This is a genomic window from Pseudomonas sp. 1 R 17, from assembly GCF_900067035.1.
In the GTDB taxonomy this organism is placed as follows: domain Bacteria; phylum Pseudomonadota; class Gammaproteobacteria; order Pseudomonadales; family Pseudomonadaceae; genus Aquipseudomonas; species Aquipseudomonas marginalis.
The window spans coordinates 236980-257359 of record NZ_FKLB01000021.1 but is presented as its reverse complement, the minus strand read 5'-3'; the positions used below and the strand labels follow the sequence as shown (position 1 = coordinate 257359).

The 20380-nt window shown below is 61.9% G+C and carries 18 protein-coding genes; 8 read left to right on the top strand and 10 right to left on the bottom strand.

The genetic code is table 11. The features are described from left to right. Positions 1 to 23 precede the first annotated feature (23 nt). A complete protein-coding gene (locus tag BFP99_RS06520) occupies positions 24 to 947 on the top strand; it encodes a LysR family transcriptional regulator (RefSeq protein ID WP_065924796.1) in 924 nt (307 codons plus the stop codon). A gap of 13 nt (positions 948 to 960) precedes the next feature. On the opposite strand, the gene BFP99_RS06515 is transcribed toward BFP99_RS06520, so the two are convergent. The 3 genes from BFP99_RS06515 to BFP99_RS06505 all read right to left on the bottom strand — a co-directional run bounded on the left by BFP99_RS06515 (position 961) and on the right by BFP99_RS06505 (position 4541). Further along, on the bottom strand, positions 961 to 1689 hold the full coding sequence (locus BFP99_RS06515) for an aspartate/glutamate racemase family protein (protein ID WP_027603659.1): 729 nt from the start codon (positions 1687 to 1689) through the stop codon (positions 961 to 963). Positions 1690 to 1702: 13 nt separating this feature from the next. Then, positions 1703 to 3232 carry an NCS1 family nucleobase:cation symporter-1 gene (locus BFP99_RS06510; RefSeq protein ID WP_065946899.1) on the bottom strand — a complete coding sequence of 510 codons (1530 nt, stop codon included), beginning with the start codon at positions 3230 to 3232 and terminating at the stop codon, positions 1703 to 1705. Between the two features lie 574 nt (positions 3233 to 3806). Further along, the gene (locus tag BFP99_RS06505; RefSeq protein WP_027603661.1) at positions 3807 to 4541 is read right to left on the bottom strand and encodes a phosphoadenylyl-sulfate reductase; all 735 of its coding nucleotides are present in this window, start codon (positions 4539 to 4541) and stop codon (positions 3807 to 3809) included. A 151-nt stretch (positions 4542 to 4692) separates the two neighbouring features. Here BFP99_RS06505 and thrH point away from each other — a divergent pair, with 151 nt between their 5' ends. Then, positions 4693 to 5310 (top strand): bifunctional phosphoserine phosphatase/homoserine phosphotransferase ThrH, encoded by a 618-nt coding sequence (gene thrH, locus BFP99_RS06500; RefSeq protein ID WP_065924794.1) that lies wholly within the window; start codon positions 4693 to 4695, stop codon positions 5308 to 5310. 77 nt (positions 5311 to 5387) lie between these two features. Here the strand turns inward: thrH and BFP99_RS06495 are convergent, their stop codons facing one another. The 6 genes from BFP99_RS06495 to BFP99_RS06470 all read right to left on the bottom strand — a co-directional run bounded on the left by BFP99_RS06495 (position 5388) and on the right by BFP99_RS06470 (position 10782). Continuing rightward, complete coding sequence (locus tag BFP99_RS06495; protein WP_065946898.1) at positions 5388 to 5744, bottom strand: helix-turn-helix domain-containing protein; 357 nt, start codon at positions 5742 to 5744, stop codon at positions 5388 to 5390. Continuing rightward, complete coding sequence (locus BFP99_RS06490; protein ID WP_065924792.1) at positions 5744 to 6046, bottom strand: type II toxin-antitoxin system HigB family toxin; 303 nt, start codon at positions 6044 to 6046, stop codon at positions 5744 to 5746. Before BFP99_RS06490 ends, BFP99_RS06495 begins: the two co-directional genes overlap by 1 nt. A gap of 229 nt (positions 6047 to 6275) precedes the next feature. Continuing rightward, positions 6276 to 7619: an aminodeoxychorismate synthase component I gene (pabB, locus tag BFP99_RS06485; protein ID WP_065946897.1), complete on the bottom strand. Its 1344-nt coding sequence runs from the start codon at positions 7617 to 7619 to the stop codon at positions 6276 to 6278. 102 nt (positions 7620 to 7721) lie between these two features. Beyond that, on the bottom strand, positions 7722 to 8708 hold the full coding sequence (locus BFP99_RS06480) for an alpha-L-glutamate ligase-like protein (RefSeq protein WP_053132723.1): 987 nt from the start codon (positions 8706 to 8708) through the stop codon (positions 7722 to 7724). Then, positions 8708 to 10240: an osmotic stress tolerance membrane protein RloB gene (locus BFP99_RS06475; protein ID WP_027603667.1), complete on the bottom strand. Its 1533-nt coding sequence runs from the start codon at positions 10238 to 10240 to the stop codon at positions 8708 to 8710. The genes BFP99_RS06480 and BFP99_RS06475 overlap by 1 nt, the downstream gene beginning before the upstream one ends. Positions 10241 to 10245: 5 nt before the next feature. Further along, positions 10246 to 10782 carry a retropepsin-like aspartic peptidase RloA gene (locus tag BFP99_RS06470; RefSeq protein ID WP_065924789.1) on the bottom strand — a complete coding sequence of 179 codons (537 nt, stop codon included), beginning with the start codon at positions 10780 to 10782 and terminating at the stop codon, positions 10246 to 10248. Positions 10783 to 11055: 273 nt separating this feature from the next. Here BFP99_RS06470 and BFP99_RS06465 point away from each other — a divergent pair, with 273 nt between their 5' ends. The 6 genes from BFP99_RS06465 to prpD all read left to right on the top strand — a co-directional run bounded on the left by BFP99_RS06465 (position 11056) and on the right by prpD (position 19591). Then, positions 11056 to 11766: a GntR family transcriptional regulator gene (locus tag BFP99_RS06465; protein WP_027603669.1), complete on the top strand. Its 711-nt coding sequence runs from the start codon at positions 11056 to 11058 to the stop codon at positions 11764 to 11766. Then, complete coding sequence (gene prpB, locus BFP99_RS06460; RefSeq protein ID WP_027603670.1) at positions 11763 to 12656, top strand: methylisocitrate lyase; 894 nt, start codon at positions 11763 to 11765, stop codon at positions 12654 to 12656. The genes BFP99_RS06465 and prpB overlap by 4 nt, the downstream gene beginning before the upstream one ends. A gap of 42 nt (positions 12657 to 12698) precedes the next feature. Further along, positions 12699 to 13826: a bifunctional 2-methylcitrate synthase/citrate synthase gene (gene prpC, locus BFP99_RS06455; protein ID WP_065924788.1), complete on the top strand. Its 1128-nt coding sequence runs from the start codon at positions 12699 to 12701 to the stop codon at positions 13824 to 13826. Between the two features lie 215 nt (positions 13827 to 14041). Further along, a complete protein-coding gene (gene acnD, locus BFP99_RS06450; protein ID WP_065946896.1) occupies positions 14042 to 16636 on the top strand; it encodes a Fe/S-dependent 2-methylisocitrate dehydratase AcnD in 2595 nt (864 codons plus the stop codon). Positions 16637 to 16647: 11 nt separating this feature from the next. Further along, positions 16648 to 17838: a 2-methylaconitate cis-trans isomerase PrpF gene (prpF, locus tag BFP99_RS06445; RefSeq protein WP_065924824.1), complete on the top strand. Its 1191-nt coding sequence runs from the start codon at positions 16648 to 16650 to the stop codon at positions 17836 to 17838. Positions 17839 to 18106: 268 nt separating this feature from the next. Next, positions 18107 to 19591, top strand: coding sequence for a 2-methylcitrate dehydratase (prpD, locus tag BFP99_RS06440; protein WP_065924786.1), 1485 nt, complete (start codon positions 18107 to 18109; stop codon positions 19589 to 19591). A 58-nt stretch (positions 19592 to 19649) separates the two neighbouring features. Here the strand turns inward: prpD and BFP99_RS06435 are convergent, their stop codons facing one another. Beyond that, on the bottom strand, positions 19650 to 20378 hold the full coding sequence (locus BFP99_RS06435) for an alanyl-tRNA editing protein (protein WP_027603675.1): 729 nt from the start codon (positions 20376 to 20378) through the stop codon (positions 19650 to 19652). Between the last annotated feature and the right edge of the window lie 2 nt (positions 20379 to 20380).

The window sequence follows — 20380 nt, the reverse complement described above, 5'->3', positions numbered from 1 at the left end:
CCAAAAGTTTAGAGTGTGGCGTTATGGAAAGCTTTGGCAGTATCGAATGCTTTGTGCGCAGCGCCGAAGGCGGCAGCTTTGCCGAGGCGGCCCGGCACCTGAGCCTGACCCCGGCGGCGGTCGGCAAAAGCGTCGCCAAGCTGGAGGTGCGCCTCGGCGTGCGGCTGTTCCAGCGCAGCACCCGGCGTCTGGCCCTGACCGAAGCCGGCAAGTTGTTCCTGGCCGAAGTCAGCGGCAGCCTCACCACCATCCAGAATGCCGTGGCTAACCTGGCCAGCGCCGAAGGCCGGCCGGTGGGCACGCTCAAGGTCAGCATGGGCACCGTGTTTGGCAATCGCTACGTGGTGCCGTTGCTGGGGGCGTTCATGGCGCGCTTTCCGGATATCAGCCCGGACTGGCATTTCGACAACCGCCAGGTGGACCTGATCGGCCAGGGCTTCGATGCCGCCATCGGTGGCGGTTTTGAGCTGCCCCAAGGGGTGGTGGCGCGCAAGCTGGCGCCGGCGCATCGGGTGTTGGTGGCCTCGCCGGATTACCTGGCGCAGCGCCCGCCGGTGCGCGAGCCCGAAGACTTGTCGCGCTGCAAGGGCATTCTGATCCGCTCGCCGCAAACCGGGCGTATCCGGTCCTGGCAATTGACCAGTGTCGCGCGCGAACACCGCCCGCTGGTGCTCAAGCCCGGCATGACCATGAGCGACTCCGAAGCCGCCTGCTGTGCCAGCGCCCAGGGCCTGGGGATTGCGCTGGTGAGCATGCCCATGGCCGTGCCGTTCCTTGACAGTGGCGCGGTGGTGCGCGTGTTGCCCGGCTGGTGTGTCGACGACGGCAATATTTCCATCTACTACGCGGAGCACAAACTGCTGCCCGGCAAGACCCGGGCGTTTGTGGATTTCATCATCGAGCAGTTTGCCGAGAAGAAGCTGGGCCAGAGGTTCAGCGCAATCTGAAACCAGGTGCCGGTCAGCGGCCGAACCGAGTCGGCCAGCCAATCACCTGCTTCGGCCGTGGCGTCGCGTAAGTGCGGATCTTCGACGTCGACAACCCTAGTCGCACCAGGGATTCGGCAATGGTCACCGCCGCCGTCACCCCATCCACCACCGGCACGCCGGTGCGCTGGCGAATCTGCTCATCCAGCCCGGCCATGCCGCCGCAACCCAGGCAGATCACTTCGGCCTTGTCCTCGCGGATGGCCAGTTCCGCCTGGCGCACGATGGCTTCCATGGCGGCCAGCGGGTCTTCCTCCAGTTCCAGCACCGCCATGCCGCTGGCGCGCACCGAGGCGCAGCGCTGGTACAGGCCGGCGAGTTTCAGGCGGTCTTCGATCAGCGGCACGGTGCGGTCCAGGGTGGTGACCACGGAGTAGGCGTGGCCCAGGAACATTGCGGTGCTGGCCGCCGCTTCGGTGATGTCCACCACCGGCACATTCAGCAACTCCTGCAAGCCTTCCCGGCCGTGCTCGCCGTAGCCGGCCTGGATCACCGCATCGAACGGTTGGTCGTAGGCCATCACCCGGTCCATCACGGCGATGGCGGCCAGGTAGCTTTCAAAGTTGCCCTCCACCGATTCCGCGCCGAAGTAGGGCGTGAGCCCGACAATCTCGGTGCCCGGCGAGGCCACGGACCGCGCCTGTTGAGCGATGGTTTCAGTGATGGATTCGGTGGTGTTGACGTTGACCACGAGGATACGCATGGAAGGTCCTTACTCAGTGACTGACGTTATCGACGGCAATGCTTTCGCCGCTGACATCGGCGTAGAACGGCTGGCGCTTGGCGATCAGCAGGTACAGCAACCCTGCAATACCGGCGCCAAACAACCAGGAAAACGGCGAGACGCTGGCAAATCCCGGCAACAGCGCCAGCAGGATGGCGATCACGGCTGCAGGAATAAACGCCGCCACTGCACGCATATTCACCCCACGGCTGTAGTAATAAACGCCATTCGGGTTTTCGCTATACAGCTGCGGTACGTCCACCTGGCTTTTACGAATCAGCCAGTAATCGACCATGATCACCCCGTACAGCGGCCCCAGCAGCGCGCCCAGGCCGGAGAGGAAATACACGATCACCAGTGGGCTGTTGTAGAGGTTCCACGGCAGGATCAGCACGGCCACGGTGGCGCTGATCAAGCCGGCTCGGCGGAAGTTCAGGTACTTGGGCGCCAGGTTGCTCAGCACAAAGGCCGGCGCGACGAAGTTGGCCATGATGTTCACCGCCACGGTCACGATCAGGAACGCCAGGCAGCCCAGCACGAGAAAGAAGGTATTGGGGATGGCTGCAATGATTTCAGTCGGGCTTTCGATCACTCGGCCATTGAGTTGGAATTGCCCGCCGCACAGCAGCACGGTGATGGCGGCAAACACCAGGATATTCACCGGCAGGCCCCAGAAGTTGCCGACGAGGATGGTCTTGCGGCACGGCGAAGAGCGCGCGAAGTCGCAAAAGTTGAGGATCAACGTGCCATAGATCGCCAGCCACAACGCGCCACCGGCAAAGATATTGCGCCACATCTCGCCGCCGCTCAGCGGTTCGCGGATCGACCAGGCAATGTGGCCGCCGGCCTGGAAGTACATCCAACCGGCCAGCGCCGCCACCGTCAGCAAAATCACCGGCCCGGCGAAGCCTTCATAGCGGCGCACCATCTCCATGCCATAAGCGAGGATCACCAGTTGCACGAACCAGATCGCCACGAAACAGGCCCAACCCAGGGTCGATAGTCCCAGGATCGAGTTGTGGTCATAGTCGGCAAAGCCCGGATGAATCGCAGTCAGCAGTACGCGGAAAACCACCGACGCCAGGTACGTCTGGATACCAAACCAGGCAATCGCTATCACGGCGCGGATCAACGACGGGATCTGCGCGCCGTGAATGCCGAAACTGATGCGGCTGATCACCGGAAACGGCACGCCGGTCTTCTGGCCCATATACCCCGACAAGTTCATGAAGAAGTACACCAGCGCCGCGCCGATGCCCAGGGACAACAGGATCTGCCAGCCGCCCAGGCCCAGCGCGTAGAGGCCGATGGCGAACGAATAGTTGGCGATGTTGTGCACGTCATTGGTCCAGAGCGCGAAGATGCTGTAGCGCCCCCAGCGTCGGCCTTCGACCTTGGTGGGCGCCAGGTCCTTGTTGTGCAGGCGCGGGCTGAGCACCAGGGGGCCGGGGCTTGCGGCGTCCGGGTTCAGGGTGGAGGAGGGCAGATCCAGTGCGATGTTATTCGAGAGGCTTGTACGCATTCCGGCAGGCTCCGGCACATCTGCCGAGGCGCTGCAGATGGCAAAGTGTATGTAGGTTTTGTATTTATTGTATACAAGGCGTATTTCACCTTAAGCCACATGCGTGCCAGCTTTGGATCTATGAAAGTCCTGGGTAATTTCGTTTTTATAGGTTAGTTAAATAACTGGCTGAATTTGAAGAGATATAAATTGACCGATTGAACAGCTATTTATTTTTGCGTTGTCAGCCTGTGAATCACCAGGCCAACCGAGGGGAGGGGGGAGGTGTTACGTTATGGTGCGGCTGAAGAAAAATTGCACACATAAATGGCACCGATGGTTACATCTATGTGTACATCTCTAACACTCAACCCAAAACAAAATGAGGGAGGGGGCTTGCCCTAATACCAGTCAGTTAAGCGTACATCGCCTCCTGTAGGAGCGAGCTTGCTCGCGAAAAACGTCAACGATAACGCGTGCTTCCTGAATGAACGCGGCGCCTGTGAGTTTTTCGCGAGCAAGCTCGCTCCTACAAAAAGCCTCAACTGACTAGCATCAGGGCAAGCTCCCTCCCACATTTTTTACAGCATCAACTTCAAGCCTTGCTGATGATATTCCCGGCATGCAGCCCGCATTCCTTCTGCGTGGCTTCTTCCCACCACCAGCGTCCTTCGCGCTCGTGCTGGTTCGGCAGCACAGGACGGGTGCACGGCTCACAGCCGATGCTGATAAAGCCGCGCTCATGCAGGCTGTTGTACGGCAGCTCCAGCATGCGGATGTAACCCCAGATCTCCTCGCTGGTCATCTGCGCCAGCGGGTTGAACTTGTACAGGGTACGTTCCGGGGTGGAGAAGGCGGTGTCGATTTCCAGCGCCGCCACCTGGCTGCGGGTGCCGGGGCTCTGGTCGCGGCGTTGGCCGGTGGCCCAGGCGCTGACGCCGGAAAGCTTGCGGCGCAGTGGCTCGATCTTGCGGACGCCGCAGCATTCGCCATGGCCGTCCTTGTAGAAGCTGAACAGGCCTTTCTCCTTGACGAAGGGTTCCAGCTTGCTCTGGTCTGGCGAGATCAGTTCGATGTCGATCTTGTAGAAGTCGCGCACCTGCTCGATAAACCGGTAGGTCTCCGGGTGCAGGCGACCGGTGTCGAGGCTGAACACCTTGACGTTCTTGTTCAGCTTCCAGGCCATGTCCACCAGCACCACATCCTCGGCGCCGCTGAAGGAAATCCACAGGTCATCACCGAACTGGCTGAACGCCAGCTTGAGAATGTCCTGGGCAGACTTGTTGGCATAAGTCGTGGCGAGTTCAACGACGTCGAAGGCTTGGTTCATCAGGACGGTTCCTACAGGTCAATGGCGCTGAGCGCTCTATAGGGGAGCGATGGTATCAAAATCCGCCCTGCGTTGCGGCGGCGGGCTTGAATCGCTAGAGTTCGGCAGTCCTTTTGCTCGCTCAACTAACAACATCTAATGGGAGTGTCTTGTGGAAATTGCCTGTCTCGACCTGGAAGGGGTGCTGGTGCCGGAAATCTGGATCGCCTTCGCCGAAAAAACCGGTATTGAATCCCTGCGGGCCACCACCCGTGACATTCCCGACTACGACGTGCTGATGAAGCAGCGCCTGCGCATCCTCGACGAACACGGGCTCAAGCTCGCCGACATCCAGGAAGTGATCGCCACCCTCAAGCCGCTGGACGGTGCCATCGAGTTCGTCAACTGGCTGCGCGAGCGCTTCCAGGTGGTGATCCTGTCCGACACCTTCTACGAATTCTCCCAGCCGCTGATGCGCCAGCTGGGTTTCCCGACCTTGTTGTGCCACCGTCTCATCACCGACGAAAACGACCGCGTGGTCAGCTACCAACTGCGCCAGAAAGACCCCAAGCGCCAGTCGGTATTGGCGTTCAAGACCCTCTACTACCGCGTGATCGCTGCGGGCGACTCCTACAACGACACCACCATGTTGGGCGAGGCCGACCGCGGGATTCTGTTCCATGCGCCGGACAATGTGATCCGCGAATTCCCGCAATTCCCGGCGGTGCATACGTTTGAAGATTTGAAGAAAGAGTTCATCAGGGCGTCGAATCGGCCGTTGAGCCTGTAATTTCTTTCGGTTCGGCTGATGGCCCTATCGGGGGCTTGCTCCCGATGGGGAAAGTAGCGCCACTACCCATGTTTCTGTCAGCTCCCTGCAAGCAACCGCTCATAAGGAATACTCAAGCCTTCATGCAGCCGCTTGATCATCGACAGGCTCAGCTTGCGCTTGTGGTTCAGCACTTCGGATACACGTCCGCTGGTGCCGATAAATGGCTCCAGGTCGCGGGCAGTCATGCCCAGTTGCTCCATGCGAAATTTAATGGCTTCCACCGGATCAGAAGGTGGTATTGGGTAATGTTCGGCTTCGTACTTCTCAATGAGTACTGCAAGAATTTCCAGCTCATCGCCTTCAGTCGAGCCGATGTCCGCTCCCCAGAGCTGCTGTACCCGCGCGAGTGCAGCAGTGAGGTCTTCCTGGGAGTGTATGGGTTTGATGTTCATTACACGGTCTCCGCGTTGATCTGGTCGTACTGCGCATGAGTCCCTACGAACCGTATGAACCCAAGCTGTCGCTGGTAATCGATCGCCATGATCACTCGATATTTGTTGCCGCCCACGTTGAATACAACCCTGCCACCTTTGAGAATGCTCGCGGTCCTGAGCGCTGCCTTGAGTGCTTGTGGCGTCGGGTAAATGGCCTTTTCCATATGCCGATACAGTTCAATAAGCGGTGCCTTTGCATCGATATAGGCGGGTTGGTTTTCCCAGAATATTCGTAAGGTCGATAGAGCGATTATCCGCATCGCTGCAACCTCCCAATTTGGGAGATGATAGGCGCGGTTGAGAGGGGGCGCAATCTCGGAAATATTTCCTGACGGGTAGGCAGTCGCTTCATGTGATCCTTCACAGACGGCGGGCGGACGGTTGAAGCCGGACGCTATCCTCCGACGTTCAACTGCGTCTACTGTGGGTCTGATTCAGGTTTTTTCTACTGCTTGGCTCTGCGTCTGAGAGCCAGGAAGGCACTGCGCGCTACAGGTTTTCCAGCGTTTGTAACAACACCCGTACCTTCGTCAGTGACTCCTGATACTCCGCTTCCCACTGCGAATCCGCCACGATCCCACCGCCGCCCCAGCAACACACCTGGCCATCCTTGACCAGCAAACTGCGGATGGCGATGGAGCTGTCCATCTCGCCGCGCACATCCAGGTACACCAACGAACCGCAGTACAGCCCGCGTCGGGTCGGCTCGAGTTCGTCGATGATCTGCATCGCGCGGATTTTCGGGGCACCGGTGATCGAACCGCCGGGGAAGCTGCCGGCGATCAGGTCGAGGGCGTCTTTGTCGTCGGCCAATGTGCCGGTCACGCTACTGACCAGGTGATGCACGTTGGGGTAGCTTTCCAGGCTGAACAGTTCCGGCACGTTTACCGAGCCAGTGCGGCAGGTGCGGCCGAGGTCGTTGCGCAGCAGGTCGACGATCATCAGGTTCTCGGCGCGGTCCTTGGGGCTGGCCAGCAGTTCGGCGGCATTCGCCGCGTCTTCTTCCGGCGTAAGGCCGCGGGGGCGGGTGCCTTTGATCGGGCGGGTCTCGACGTGGCGCTCGCTGATGCGCACGAAACGCTCCGGCGACAGGCTCAGCACCGCGCCGTCGTCCGGCAGGCTCTGGAATCCGGAAAATGGCGTCGGGCAGGCTTCGCGCAACGCGCAGTAGGCGGCCCAGGGATCGCCCAGGCACGGCGCGCGGAAACGCTGGGCGAAGTTGACCTGGTAGCAGTCGCCCGCCTGGATGTAATCCTGGATCCGCACGATGGCTTGGCGGTAGGCCTCGGCGCTGAGGTCGGGGGCCATCGGGCCCTGGAGTTTGAACGTCGCAGAGGTGTCGACCGCCCCATGGCTGAACAACGCGATCAGCCGTTGCCGTTCGCTGTCTGCCAGCGAGGGATGAAACACCAGCTGGCTGGCCTGCGCCTGGTGGTCACTGATCAGCGCCCAGGCGTACAGCCCGAAGCGCGCGTCCGGCAGGTGCAGGTCATCCACCGCCAGGTGCGGCATGGGCTCCAGGTGCCGACCGAAGTCGTAGCTCAGGTAGCCGATCAAGCCACCGGCGAACGGCAACTGCAAACCGGCAGGAATTGCGGCTTCACCCAATCGCGTCAGGTTTTCCCGTAAGCGATGCAGGAAAGCAGCGCCGCTTTCGTCAGGCGCTACCGTCAAGGTTGCTTCGGGCCAGGCGCTGAGCAAGTCGTAACGCCCACGCTCGGCCGCTGGGCGGCCGCTGTCGAGCAGCACCGCGCCAGGAGCATGGCGAATCGCCGCAAAATACTCGGCGGGGTTGGCCCGGTAGGGCAATGGGTGTACGGAGCAGGTCAACATGCGGGGTTGGATCAGCTAATGGCGCGGGAGGAGGGGGATTGTAGTCCCCTGTAGGATTTGCTCCTAGAGGGGATGTCGGGGATAGACAGCTCGAAGACCGGATCAGCCTTCCACGGGCGGAATATGCCCGAACATCTCCTGCACAAACTTCACCCGCTCTTCCGGGGTTTCCGTCACGCCGGCGGCTTTCAGGTCTTCCAGTCGCGCCTCCACCGCATGGGTGCGCAGGGTCAGGCCGCAGTCGTTGGCGATCTGGATATTGAGCCCCGGCCGCGCATTCAGCTCCAGGATCAGCGGGCCCTTTTCCTGGTCGAGCACCATGTCCACGCCGATATACCCCAGCCCGCACAGCTCGTAGCAGCCGGCCGCGAGCTTCATGAACCCGTCCCAGTTGGGCAGTTGCACGCCATCCACCGCGTTGGTGGTGTCGGGGTGCTTGGTGATGATGTTGTTCAGCCAGGTCCCGCGCAGGGTCAGGCCGGTGGCGAGGTCGACGCCCACACCGATCGCGCCCTGGTGCAGGTTGGCCTTGCCGCCCGACTGGCGGGTCGGCAAGCGCAGCATCGCCATCACCGGGTAGCCCATCAGCACGATGATGCGGATATCCGGTACGCCTTCGTAGCTGATGCTCTTGAAGATCTGGTCAGGCACCACGCGGTACTCGATCAGCGCACGGTCGCGGTGGCCACCCAGGGAGTACAGGCCGGTGAGGATGCTGGAAATCTGGTGCTCGATCTCTTCATGGCTGATGATCTTGCCCGACACCGTGCGATAGCGCCCCTCAAAACGGTCCGCCACCACCAGGATGCCGTCGCCGCCGGCGCCCTGGGCCGGCTTGATCACGAAGTCGCTGCGCCCGCCAATGATCTCGTCGAGCTTGTCGATTTCCTTCTCGGTGGAGATCACCCCGTACATTTCCGGCACATGGATGCCCGCAGCGATGGCCCGCTCCTTGGTGATGATCTTGTCATCCACAATCGGATACAGGCTGCGCTTGTTGTACTTGAGCACGTAGTCCGCATTGCGCCGGTTGATGCCCATGATCCCCCGAGCTTCCAGGGCCTTCCAGGTCTTCCAGAAGCCGAACATTACGAGTCAGCCTTGAGGAAGGCCTTGAATCGCACCAGCTCGGTCAGGCGGTAGCCGCGATAGCGACCCATTGCCAGCATGAAGCCCACCAGGATCAGCAGGATCGCCGGGAAGGTGAATACGAAATAGATCAGCTCCGGCACGCTCATGATGATGTGCGCCAGGGACGCGGCGAACAGCGTACCAATCGCGACTTTCATGGCATGGCTGGCGCCGCGCTCTTCCCAGGTGATCGACAGGCGTTCGATGGTCATGGTCAAAATCACCATCGGGAACAGCGCCACCGACAGCCCGCGCTCCAGCCCCAGCTTGTGGCTGAACAGGCTGATGGCGGCGATCAGCACCACCACGAAGGTCAGCACCACCGACAACCTCGGCAGCATCTGCAGCTTCAGGTGTTCCAGGTACGACCTGAGGGACAGGCCCAGCGCCGTGATAATCGTGAACAGCACAATCCCGAAGCCCAGCTGCGTCTCTCGGAACGCCAGGGCAATCAGCACCGGGGTAAAGGTGCCCAGGGTCTGCAGGCCGATCAGGTTGCGCAGGATCAGGATCACCAGCACCCCAATCGGGATCATCACCATGATCATGAAGGTCTGCTGGGTTTGCAGCGGCAGGCCGTACAGCGAGTATTCGAGGAAGTTGGCGTCGGTGTTCTCGTCGGTCAGCTTGGCCAGGCGAATCGCGTTCATTTCGCTGTTATTGAGGCTGAAGGTGACCATGGCTTTCTTGCCGCCATCGACGGTGATCAGGTTCTCATCGCCGGTCCACCACAGCAGGCGGTCGGCGGGCAGGCCCTGTTCGCCGGTTTCCGGGTTGAAGTACAGCCAGTCGTTGCCATTGAAGCTGCGCAGCCACAGTTCCGGGGTTTGCGGCTGGTCGGCCACCAGGCGGATGGTGTGGACCTTTTCCACCGGCACGTGGGCAATGGACAGCAGCAGCTCGACGATCTTGGCCTTGTGCGGCGTCGACGGGTCGCCGGCCAGCAACAGCTTCACGTTGTCGTCGTTGAGGTTGTTGGTGCGCTTGATGGCTTCGGTGATGAAGGTCTCGACGTCGGCCGAATGCTGGCGGATCGGCGCCAGCAGGGCTTCGGCGGCGATTTTTTCCGGGCCTTCCACGGCAATGCTGTCGCGGAAGGTCGGGCCCTTGATCTTGGTTTTTTCGCCGCTGTAGCGCTTGGTCAGCACCAGGCGGTAATACAGGGTCTGGTTGCCCTTGGCGCGGCGTGCCGACCAGGTAACCTTGCGGTTGCCGTCGATGCGGTTGACGCTCACCCCGTAGTTATTCGAGATAAAGCTCTCATTAAGGCTGACGAAGTCGCGGCTCAAGGGCGGCACGAACATCTGGATCTTCACCGGGTCCTTGGGGTTGGCGACGAACTCGACCTTGGCGTCGATGTTCCACAGGTCGTCGGTGGCGTCCTCGGTGACGGGAATGCCCAGCACGAAGATCTGGTAGGCGGTGACCGAAATACCCAACACCACCAGGATGGCGATCAGGATTCTCAGGTGCAGGGTTAGAGCGCGCATTCGGTTTACTCGGCGGTATGAGCGTCGGCGGCGCAGGCGGGTTTGCCTGCTGCGTATTTAAGACTGGGGTCGACCAGCGCATCAAAGCGTTTGAGCGCTTCGGAGCCGATCAGCAGCGGGTATTGGAAAGCGCTGCGGTCAGTCAAGTTCACTTCGATGCTGCGTAAAGCGGTGCCCATGCAGATATCCAGGGCAATCACAGGACGGGCGGTGTAGTTCTTGTCCTCATCGGGGTCGTAGTCGCCGGCGCGCCGCTTGATCTTGCTGACGCGGGCCAGGGGGCGTTCGATGGGATGGGAATGGGCGGTGTCGATGGCCAGGTAGAAGCGCACCCAGGATTCGCCGTTGCGCTTGAAACGCTTGATGTCACGGGCGCTGAGGGAGGCGGTCTTGGCGCCGGTGTCGAGCTTGGCGGCTACTTCCAGGTCGATGCCGGCCAATTGCGCGTATTCATTGAGGCCATACACGGTCTTCTCGGCGGCAGCGCCAAGGCTCGGCATGGACAATAGGCAAAACAACAGGGGGAAGGGCTTGAGTCTCATAGATCCTGAGGCGGTGCAGTGCGATGTTCAATTCAAGGCGACTGGCATTGCTGCGCAAGCTCCCTTCGTGCGCCGTTTCATCAAGTGATGTCAGGCAAATGCGGCGGGCATTCTAACATGATGCTTTTCTGGCGCCAGCGCTGGCAGCCGGCCATGCCCTGAGCGAGTGCAGCCCGGATTATTAGACGATTGTCGACAATATCGATTTATTCTTTGACTGGTAGCGGTTTATTGGCTAGTTTTTGCCACATTGCTTTCCAAGGTGTCGACAATATGCTGGGTCAATCAGAAGCTCCGATAATGGCGTCGGACGAATCCCAAACGATGTCCGAGAACGTCTTCCGACGCATCCAGGCCGCCATCGTCAAGGGTGAGATCGCTCCCGGCAGCAAGATTTCCGAGCCGGAACTGGCCCGCACCTACGGCATCAGCCGTGGCCCGCTGCGCGAGGCGATCCACCGCCTCGAAGGCCAGCGCCTGCTGGTGCGCGTGCCCCATGTGGGCGCCCGGGTCGTGTCCTTGAGCCACGCCGAGCTGGTTGAACTGTATGAAATCCGCGAGTCCCTGGAAGGCATGGCCTGTCGCCTGGCCGCCGAGCGCATGACCGACGCGGAAATCGAAGAATTGCGCCAGGTGTTGCACACCCACGAGCGCGACGCCGCGTTCCAGGCGGGTGTCGGCTACTACCAGCAGGAAGGCGACTTCGATTTTCATTACCGGATCATTCAAGGTGCGGGTAACCGCACCCTCACCCAAATGCTCTGCGGCGAGCTGTACCAACTGGTGCGCATGTACCGCATCCAGTTCTCCGCCACCCCCAATCGTCCACGCCAGGCCTTTGCCGAGCATCACCGCATTCTTGATGCGATTGCCGATCGCGACGGTGAACTGGCCGAGTTGTTGATGCGCCGGCATATCGGTGCTTCCAAACGCAATATTGCCCGTCATTTCCCAGGCGGCGCCCCTGATAGAGGTGAGTCATGAGTTCGAACAACAAAAGCACCCCCGGCCAGCGTTTCCGTGACGCAGTCGCCAGCGAGCACCCCTTGCAGGTGGTCGGTGCGATCAACGCCAACCATGCGCTGCTGGCCAAGCGCGCCGGCTTCAAGGCGATCTACCTGTCGGGTGGCGGCGTGGCGGCCGGTTCCCTCGGCGTGCCGGACCTGGGCATCACCGGCCTGGATGACGTACTCACCGACGTGCGCCGTATCACCGACGTCTGTGACCTGCCGCTGCTGGTGGACGTGGACACCGGCTTCGGCTCCTCGGCGTTCAACGTCGCGCGCACGGTCAAATCAATGATCAAGTTCGGCGCCGCCGCCATCCATATCGAAGACCAGGTCGGCGCCAAGCGCTGCGGCCATCGTCCTAACAAAGAGATCGTGTCCCAGCAGGAAATGGTCGACCGCATCAAGGCCGCCGTGGACGCGCGCACCGATGATAGCTTCGTGATCATGGCGCGCACCGACGCGTTGGCCGTGGAAGGCCTGGAGTCTGCCCTGGAGCGTGCCGCCGCCTGCATCGAGGCCGGCGCCGACATGGTGTTCCCGGAAGCCATCACTGAACTGGAAATGTACAAACTGTTCGCCGCCCGTGTGAAGGCGCCGATCCTGGCCAACATCACCGAGTTCGGCGCGACGCCGCTGTACACCACCGAACAGTTGAAATCTGCCGATGTTTCCATCGTGCTGTACCCGCTGTCGGCCTTCCGCGCCATGAACAAGGCCGCCGAGAACGTCTACACCGCGATCCGTCGCGACGGCACGCAACAGAACGTGATCGACACCATGCAAACCCGCATGGAGCTTTACGATCGCATCGACTACCACACCTTCGAGCAGAAGCTTGACGCGCTGTTCGCCGCGAAAAAGTGACGAACACGCCTCCCTGAATAACGACAAGATTGGAGAAAAACCATGGCTGAAGCAAAAGTACTGAGTGGCGCCGGCCTGCGTGGCCAGGTCGCCGGGCAAACCGCACTGTCCACCGTGGGCCAGGCCGGAGCCGGCCTGACTTACCGTGGCTACGACGTGCGCGAACTGGCTGCCGATGCACAGTTTGAAGAGGTCGCTTATCTGCTGCTGTACGGCGAACTGCCGACCCAGGCCGAACTGGCCGCCTACAGCGCCAGGCTGAGCACGCTGCGTGACCTGCCGCAAGCGCTGAAAGAAGTGCTTGAACGCATCCCCGCCGACGCCCACCCGATGGACGTGATGCGCACCGGTTGCTCCTTCCTCGGTAACATCGAGCCGGAAAAAGACTTCAGCGTGCAACGCGACGTGACCGACCGCCTGCTCGCCGCGTTCCCGGCGATCATGTGCTACTGGTACCGCTTCAGCCATGACGGCAAGCGCATCGACTGCGTGACCGACGAGCCGAGTATCGGCGGCCACTTCCTGCACCTGCTGCATGGCAAGAAGCCGAGCGAGCTGCATGAGAAGGTCATGAATGTGTCGTTGATCCTCTACGCCGAGCACGAGTTCAACGCCTCGACCTTCACCGCGCGGGTGTGTGCCTCGACCCTGTCCGACCTGTACTCCTGCATCACCGCCGCCATCGGTTCCCTGCGCGGCCCGCTGCACGGCGGCGCCAACGAAGCGGCGATGGAAATGATCGAGCGTTTCGGTTCGGCAGAGGAAGCCGTCGAAGGCACCCTCGGCATGCTGGCTCGCAAGGACAAGATCATGGGCTTCGGCCACGCGATCTACAAAGACAACGACCCGCGTAATGAAGTGATCAAGGGTTGGTCGAAAAAGCTCGCCGACGAAGTGGGCGACACCGTGCTGTTCCCGGTCTCCGAAGCCATCGACAAGACCATGTGGGAGCAGAAGAAACTGTTCCCCAACGCCGATTTCTACCATGCCTCGGCGTACCACTTCATGGGCATCCCGACCAAGCTGTTCACGCCGATCTTCGTCTGCTCGCGGCTGACCGGCTGGGCCGCGCATGTGTTCGAACAGCGCGCCAACAATCGCATCATCCGTCCAAGCGCCGAGTACATCGGCGTTGAACAGCGCAAGTTCGTGCCAATCGAACGTCGCTGAATGGGAACACCGACGATCCCGAAGTGGAAACCGGACCAAGTGTGGGAGGGGGCTTGCCCCCGATGGCGGTTTATCAGTTGCCATAGGTGTTGAATGACACACCGCTATCGGGGGCAAGTCGAATCGTCGCACCGCCCCTCCCACATTTGGATCGCATTTCAATTCCGGATCGGCCCAGGTCTTCCTTTTGCAATCACCGTGACCGAGTCCTGACGATGAACACTGAATTTCGCAAACCGCTCCCCGGCAGCCGCCTGGATTACTTCGACGCCCGCGCGGCCGTCGATGCAATCAGCCCTGGCGCCTACGCTACCTTGCCCTACACCTCTCGCGTGCTTGCCGAGAACCTGGTGCGCCGCTGCGACCCGGCCACCCTCAATGCATCCCTGAGCCAGCTGATCGAGCGCAAACGCGACCTCGACTTCCCCTGGTTTCCGGCCCGCGTGGTGTGCCACGACATTCTCGGCCAGACCGCGCTGGTCGACCTCGCCGGCCTGCGAGATGCCATCGCCCTGCAAGGCGGCGACCCGGCCCAGGTCAACCCGGTGGTCCCCACCCAGTTGATCGTCGACCATTCCCTGGCTGTCGAAGCCGGTGGTTTCGACCCGGACGCGTTCGAGAAAAACCGCGCCATCGAAGACCGTCGCAACGAAGACCGCTTCCACTTTATCGAGTGGACCAAAAAGGCTTTCAAGAATGTCGACGTGATCCCGCCGGGCAACGGCATCATGCACCAGATCAACCTGGAGAAAATGTCCCCGGTGGTCCAGGTGCGTGACGGTGTGGCCTTCCCGGATACCTGCGTCGGCACCGACAGCCATACCCCCCACGTCGATGCGTTGGGCGTGATCGCCATTGGCGTCGGCGGCCTTGAAGCCGAAAGCGTCATGCTTGGCCGCGCCTCGTGGATGCGCCTGCCGGAAAGCGTCGGTGTCGAATTGACCGGCCAGTTGCTGCCGGGCATCACCGCCACCGATATGGTGCTGGCTCTGACCGAGTTCCTGCGCCAACAGAAAGTGGTCGGCGCCTGGCTGGAATTCTTCGGTGAAGGCGCGTCCAAACTGACCCTCGGCGACCGCGCGACCATCTCCAACATGGCCCCGGAATACGGCGCCACGGCGGCCATGTTTTATATCGACCAGCAGACCATCGCCTACCTGAAACTCACCGGCCGCGAAGACGAGCAAGTCGCCCTGGTCGAGCAATACGCCCGCCACACCGGCCTGTGGGCAGACGATCTCAAAGGCGCGCAATACGAGCGTGGCCTCACCTTCGACCTGTCCAGTGTGGTGCGCAACATGGCAGGCCCGAGCAACCCGCACGCCCGAGTCGCCACCCGCGACCTGGCCGCCAAGGGCATCTCCGGCCAGTGGGATGAAGTGCCGGGGCAAATGCCCGACGGCGCGGTGATCATTGCCGCCATCACCAGTTGCACCAACACCAGTAACCCGCGCAACGTGATCGCCGCCGGGCTGCTGGCGCGCAACGCCAACAGGCTTGGGCTGACGCGCAAACCTTGGGTCAAGTCGTCCCTGGCACCGGGTTCGAAAACCGTGGCCATGTACCTGGAAGAAGCCGGCCTGGGCCATGAGCTGGAAAAGCTCGGCTTTGGCGTGGTGGCGTTTGCCTGCACCACCTGCAACGGCATGTCCGGCGCGCTCGACCCGGTGATCCAGCAAGAGATCATCGACCGCGACCTGTACGCCACCGCCGTGCTCTCGGGTAACCGTAACTTCGACGGGCGTATCCACCCGTACGCCAAGCAGGCGTTCCTGGCTTCGCCGCCGCTGGTGGTGGCCTATGCGATTGCCGGCACCATCCGTTTCGACATCGAGAAGGACGTGCTCGGCCTCGACGCCGACGGCAAGGAAATCCGCCTGCAGGACATCTGGCCGAGCGACGAAGAGATCGACGCGGTGGTCAAGGCCTCGGTCAAGCCGGAGCAGTTTCGCGCGGTGTATATCCCGATGTTCGCGATCCACGAAGACACCGGCCCGAAAGTCGCGCCGCTGTACGACTGGCGCCCGCAGAGCACCTATATCCGCCGCCCACCGTACTGGGAAGGCGCGCTGGCCGGTGCGCGGCCGCTCAAGGGCATGCGCCCGCTGGCGGTGCTGCCGGACAACATCACCACCGATCACCTGTCGCCGTCCAACGCGATCATGCTCGACAGCGCCGCCGGCGAATACCTGGCGAAAATGGGCCTGCCGGAAGTCGACTTCAACTCCTACGCCACCCACCGTGGCGACCACCTGACCGCCCAGCGCGCGACGTTCGCCAACCCGAAACTGTTCAACGAAATGGTGCGGGAGAACGGCAAGGTCAAGCAGGGTTCCCTGGCGCGGATCGAGCCGGAAGGCCAGGTCACGCGGATGTGGGAAGCCATCGAAACCTACATGGAGCGCAAGCAGCCGCTGATCATCATTGCCGGCGCCGACTACGGCCAGGGCTCGTCCCGCGACTGGGCCGCCAAGGGCGTGCGCCTGGCGGGTGTGGAAGCGATTGCCGCCGAGGGTTTCGAGCGCATCCACCGCACCAACCTGGTGGGCATGGGCGTGCTGCCCCTGGAGTTCCTGCCGGGCACCGACCGTCACACCTTGCAGATTGATGGCAGCGAAACCTACGACGTGATCGGCCAACGCACCCCGCGTGCGCAGTTGACGCTGGTGATCAATCGCAAGGATGGCGAACGTGTCGAGGTGCCGGTGACGTGCCGCCTGGACACCGCCGAAGAAGTGTCGATCTACGAAGCCGGCGGCGTATTGCAACGGTTTGCCCAGGATTTCCTGGAATCGGCGACCACTGCCTGAAGAGGATGACCATGGCACACGCAGCGCAAATCAAGATCCCCGCCACCTATATGCGTGGCGGCACCAGCAAGGGCGTATTTTTCCGCCTCCAGGACCTGCCCGAGTCGGCGCAGGTGCCGGGAGCGGCGCGGGATGCCTTGCTGCTACGGGTGATCGGCAGCCCCGATCCCTACGACAAGCAAATCGACGGCATGGGCGGCGCCACATCGAGCACCAGCAAAACCGTGATCCTCGCCAAAAGCACCCGCGCCGATCATGACGTCGACTATCTGTTTGGCCAGGTCTCCATCGACAAGCCCTTTGTCGACTGGAGTGGTAACTGCGGCAACCTGTCGGCGGCGGTGGGTTCGTTCGCCATCAGCGCCGGGCTGGTCGATGCGGCCCGCGTGCCCCATAGCGGCGTGGCCGTGGTGCGGGTGTGGCAGGCCAATATCGGCAAGACCATCATCGCCCACGTGCCGATCACCGACGGGGCGGTGCAGGAAACCGGCGACTTCGAGCTGGACGGCGTGACCTTCCCGGCGGCCGAAGTGCAGCTGGAATTCATGGACCCGGCGGCGGAAGAAGAGGGCGGCGGCGGCTCGATGTTCCCCACCGGCAACCTGGTCGACGACCTGGAAGTGCCCGGCGTCGGCACCTTCAAGGCCACGCTGATCAACGCCGGCATCCCGACGATTTTCATCAACGCCGAAGACCTCGGCTACACCGGCACCGAGCTGCAAGGCGCGATCAACAGCGACCCCAAGGCCCTGGCGATGTTCGAGACCGTACGGGCCTATGGCGCGTTGCGCATGGGGCTGATCAAGCACCTCGACGAAGCGGCCCAGCGCCAGCACACGCCGAAGGTGGCGTTTGTGGCCAAGCCTGCCGACTACGTAGCGTCCAGTGGCAAGGCGATCAAGGCCGGCGATGTGGATTTGCTGGTGCGCGCCCTCTCCATGGGCAAGCTGCACCACGCGATGATGGGCACGGCGGCGGTGGCGATCGGCACGGCGGCGGCGATTTCGGGGACCTTGGTCAACCTCGCAGCGGGCGGTATTGAACGTAATGCCGTGCGCTTCGGGCATCCCTCCGGCACCTTGCGCGTGGGGGCTGAAGCCACCCAGGTGGACGGTGAGTGGGTGGTGAAGAAAGCCATCATGAGCCGCAGTGCACGGGTGTTGATGGAAGGTTTCGTCCGCGTACCCGGCGACGCCTTCTAAAACCCTGCACAGATCCAATGTGGGAGGAGGCTTTTTGTAGGAGCGAGCTTGCTCGCGAAAAACTCACAGGCGCCGCGTTCATTCAGGAAGCACGCGTTATCGTTGACGTTTTTCGTGAGCAAGCTCGCTCCTACAGGAGGCGATGTGAACTGGCATTAGGATAAGCCCCTCCCACAGAGGATTTCTATTCCTAAAGGCAGGCATCCAAGATCTGCTTCCAGTAACCGTTAGCCCGAGGATTGACCCCACCCATTTTTGGAGATCTGCCATGAGCACCAACGTCGACCAGAACAACCGCCCCGACTACGACCAGGTTTTGCAGGACATCGCCGACTATGTCCTCAACTACCGGATCGAGTCCCAGGCCGCCTTGGACACCGCCCGCAACTGCCTGATGGACACCCTCGGTTGCGGCCTGCTGGCCCTGCGTTTTCCCGAGTGCACCAAGCACCTGGGGCCGATGGTTGAAGGCACGGTGGTACCGTTTGGCGCGCGGGTGCCGGGCACCTCGTTTCGCCTGGACCCGGTCAAGGCGGCCTGGGACATTGGCTGCATCGTGCGCTGGCTCGACTACAACGACACTTGGCTCGCCGCCGAGTGGGGGCATCCCTCGGATAACCTCGGTGGCATCCTTGCCGTGGCGGATCACCTGTCGCAACAGCGCGTGGCCAATGGCGACGCACCGCTGACCGTGCGCGCGGTGCTGGATGCGATGATCATGGCCCACGAAATCCAGGGTGTGATTGCCCTGGAAAACTCGTTCAACCGTGTCGGCCTCGACCATGTGCTGTTGGTGAAAGTCGCCTCCACGGCGGTCACCGCCCAGCTGATGGGCGCCAACCGCGAACAGCTGCTGTCGGCACTGTCTCACGCCTTCGTCGATGGCCAGGCCTTGCGCACTTACCGGCATGCGCCGAATGCCGGCTCGCGCAAATCCTGGGCGGCGGGGGATGCGTCGAGTCGCGGCGTACGCCTGGCGGACATCGCCCTGCGCGGCGAAATGGGCATCCCCGGTGTGCTGAGCGCGCCGCAATGGGGCTTCTACGACGTGCTGTTCAGCCACACCAACAAAGACCTGGCGCTCAAGCCCGAGGACAAGCGTGCGTTCAGCCTGTCCCAGCCGTATGGCACCTACGTGATGGAAAACGTGCTGTTCAAGATCAGCTTCCCCGCCGAGTTCCACGCGCAGACCGCCTGTGAAGCCGCGGTGACCTTGCATCCGTTGGTCAAGGATCGCCTGCACGACGTCGAGCGCATCGTGATCACCACCCATGAGTCGGCGATTCGCATCATCTCCAAGGTCGGGCCACTGGCCAACGCCGCCGACCGCGACCATTGCCTGCAATACATGACCGCCGTGCCCCTGGCATTCGGCAATCTGGTGGCCGAGCACTACGAGGATGCATTCCACGCCGCTCACCCGATCATTGATCAGTTGCGCGACAAGATGGTTATCGTCGAAGACCCACGCTACAGCCGTGAATACCTGGAAGCCGACAAGCGTTCCATCGCCAATGCCGTGCAGGTGTTCTTCAAGGATGGCTCCAGCACCGAGCAAGTGGCGGTGGAATACCCGATCGGCCATCGCCGTCGTCGAGTGGAGGGCATTGCGTTGCTGGAAGACAAGTTCAAGGCCAACCTGGCCACGCGCTTTACCGCCCAGCGCAGTGCCGAGATCTTTGCGTTGTGCACGGACCAGGCTAAGCTCGAGGCCACGCCGGTCAACCGCTTCGTGGACCTGTTCGTCATCTAGCAGGCGCCGCAAAAGCAAAAATGTGGGAGAGGCAAGCCCCCTCCCACAGTTGTTGCGTTCACTCAAACCGCAGGATCACCCGGCGGTTGTGCTTGCTCTTCTTCTCGATCTTCTCGCAGAACACCCGGCCGATTTCCTCGGTGTTGAGCACATGGGTACCGCCGCACGGCTGGATATCGATCCCGCCGATTTCAATCACCCGTACCGAGCCCTGGATCACCGGCGGCGCAACCGCCTGGGTGCGGGTGATCTGCAGCAGGGTGGCGTACTCCGAAGCCGGCATCGACAGGGTCTTCACCTCGTGGGCCTGTTCGATCAGCGCATTGAGGTCACGGGTGATGCTGTCCTTGTCGAGGGTCATTTCCGGCAGGTCGAAATCCAGGCGGCCTTTGTCGGCACTGATGCTGCAACCGGTCACCGGTGCGTCGATGAGCGAGCACAGCAGGTGCAGGCAGGTGTGCATTTTCATGTGCTGGTAGCGCCGCTCCCAATCCAGACCGGCGTCCACCAGCACGCCGGCGATCAACTGCTCCGGGCAGTGTTCCACCTGGTGCCAGATGATCGAACGCAGCACCGGGTCGCGCACCGTGCCGGTCACGTCGACCCGGGTACCGTCCGCCAGGGTCAGGTGGCCGGTATCGCCGGGTTGGCCGCCGCCGGTGGGGTAGAACAGGGTGTGCTCCAGGGCGATGCCGTGTTCGCTGACGGCAATCACCCGGGCGCTGAATGCGTTCTGGTAGGGCGCGCTGTCAAACAGCGCCAGGGTTTCCATGGTGTGCACGGACATGT

Bases quoted from the DNA above. Each gene is read 5' to 3' on its own strand.
- BFP99_RS06495 (WP_065946898.1), bottom strand. From the start codon at position 5,744: ATGAACATCAAACCCATACACTCCCAGGAAGACCTCACTGCTGCACTC.
- BFP99_RS06520 (WP_065924796.1), top strand. From the start codon at position 24: ATGGAAAGCTTTGGCAGTATCGAATGCTTTGTGCGCAGCGCCGAAGGC.
- prpF (WP_065924824.1), top strand. From the start codon at position 16,648: ATGGCACACGCAGCGCAAATCAAGATCCCCGCCACCTATATGCGTGGC.
- prpC (WP_065924788.1), top strand. From the start codon at position 12,699: ATGGCTGAAGCAAAAGTACTGAGTGGCGCCGGCCTGCGTGGCCAGGTC.
- BFP99_RS06435 (WP_027603675.1), bottom strand. From the start codon at position 20,378: ATGTCCGTGCACACCATGGAAACCCTGGCGCTGTTTGACAGCGCGCCC.
- BFP99_RS06470 (WP_065924789.1), bottom strand. From the start codon at position 10,782: ATGAGACTCAAGCCCTTCCCCCTGTTGTTTTGCCTATTGTCCATGCCG.
- BFP99_RS06505 (WP_027603661.1), bottom strand. From the start codon at position 4,541: ATGAACCAAGCCTTCGACGTCGTTGAACTCGCCACGACTTATGCCAAC.
- BFP99_RS06510 (WP_065946899.1), bottom strand. From the start codon at position 3,232: ATGCGTACAAGCCTCTCGAATAACATCGCACTGGATCTGCCCTCCTCC.
- prpD (WP_065924786.1), top strand. From the start codon at position 18,107: ATGAGCACCAACGTCGACCAGAACAACCGCCCCGACTACGACCAGGTT.
- pabB (WP_065946897.1), bottom strand. From the start codon at position 7,619: ATGTTGACCTGCTCCGTACACCCATTGCCCTACCGGGCCAACCCCGCC.
- BFP99_RS06465 (WP_027603669.1), top strand. From the start codon at position 11,056: ATGCTGGGTCAATCAGAAGCTCCGATAATGGCGTCGGACGAATCCCAA.
- acnD (WP_065946896.1), top strand. From the start codon at position 14,042: ATGAACACTGAATTTCGCAAACCGCTCCCCGGCAGCCGCCTGGATTAC.
- prpB (WP_027603670.1), top strand. From the start codon at position 11,763: ATGAGTTCGAACAACAAAAGCACCCCCGGCCAGCGTTTCCGTGACGCA.
- BFP99_RS06515 (WP_027603659.1), bottom strand. From the start codon at position 1,689: ATGCGTATCCTCGTGGTCAACGTCAACACCACCGAATCCATCACTGAA.
- BFP99_RS06480 (WP_053132723.1), bottom strand. From the start codon at position 8,708: ATGTTCGGCTTCTGGAAGACCTGGAAGGCCCTGGAAGCTCGGGGGATC.
- BFP99_RS06475 (WP_027603667.1), bottom strand. From the start codon at position 10,240: ATGCGCGCTCTAACCCTGCACCTGAGAATCCTGATCGCCATCCTGGTG.
- BFP99_RS06490 (WP_065924792.1), bottom strand. From the start codon at position 6,046: ATGCGGATAATCGCTCTATCGACCTTACGAATATTCTGGGAAAACCAA.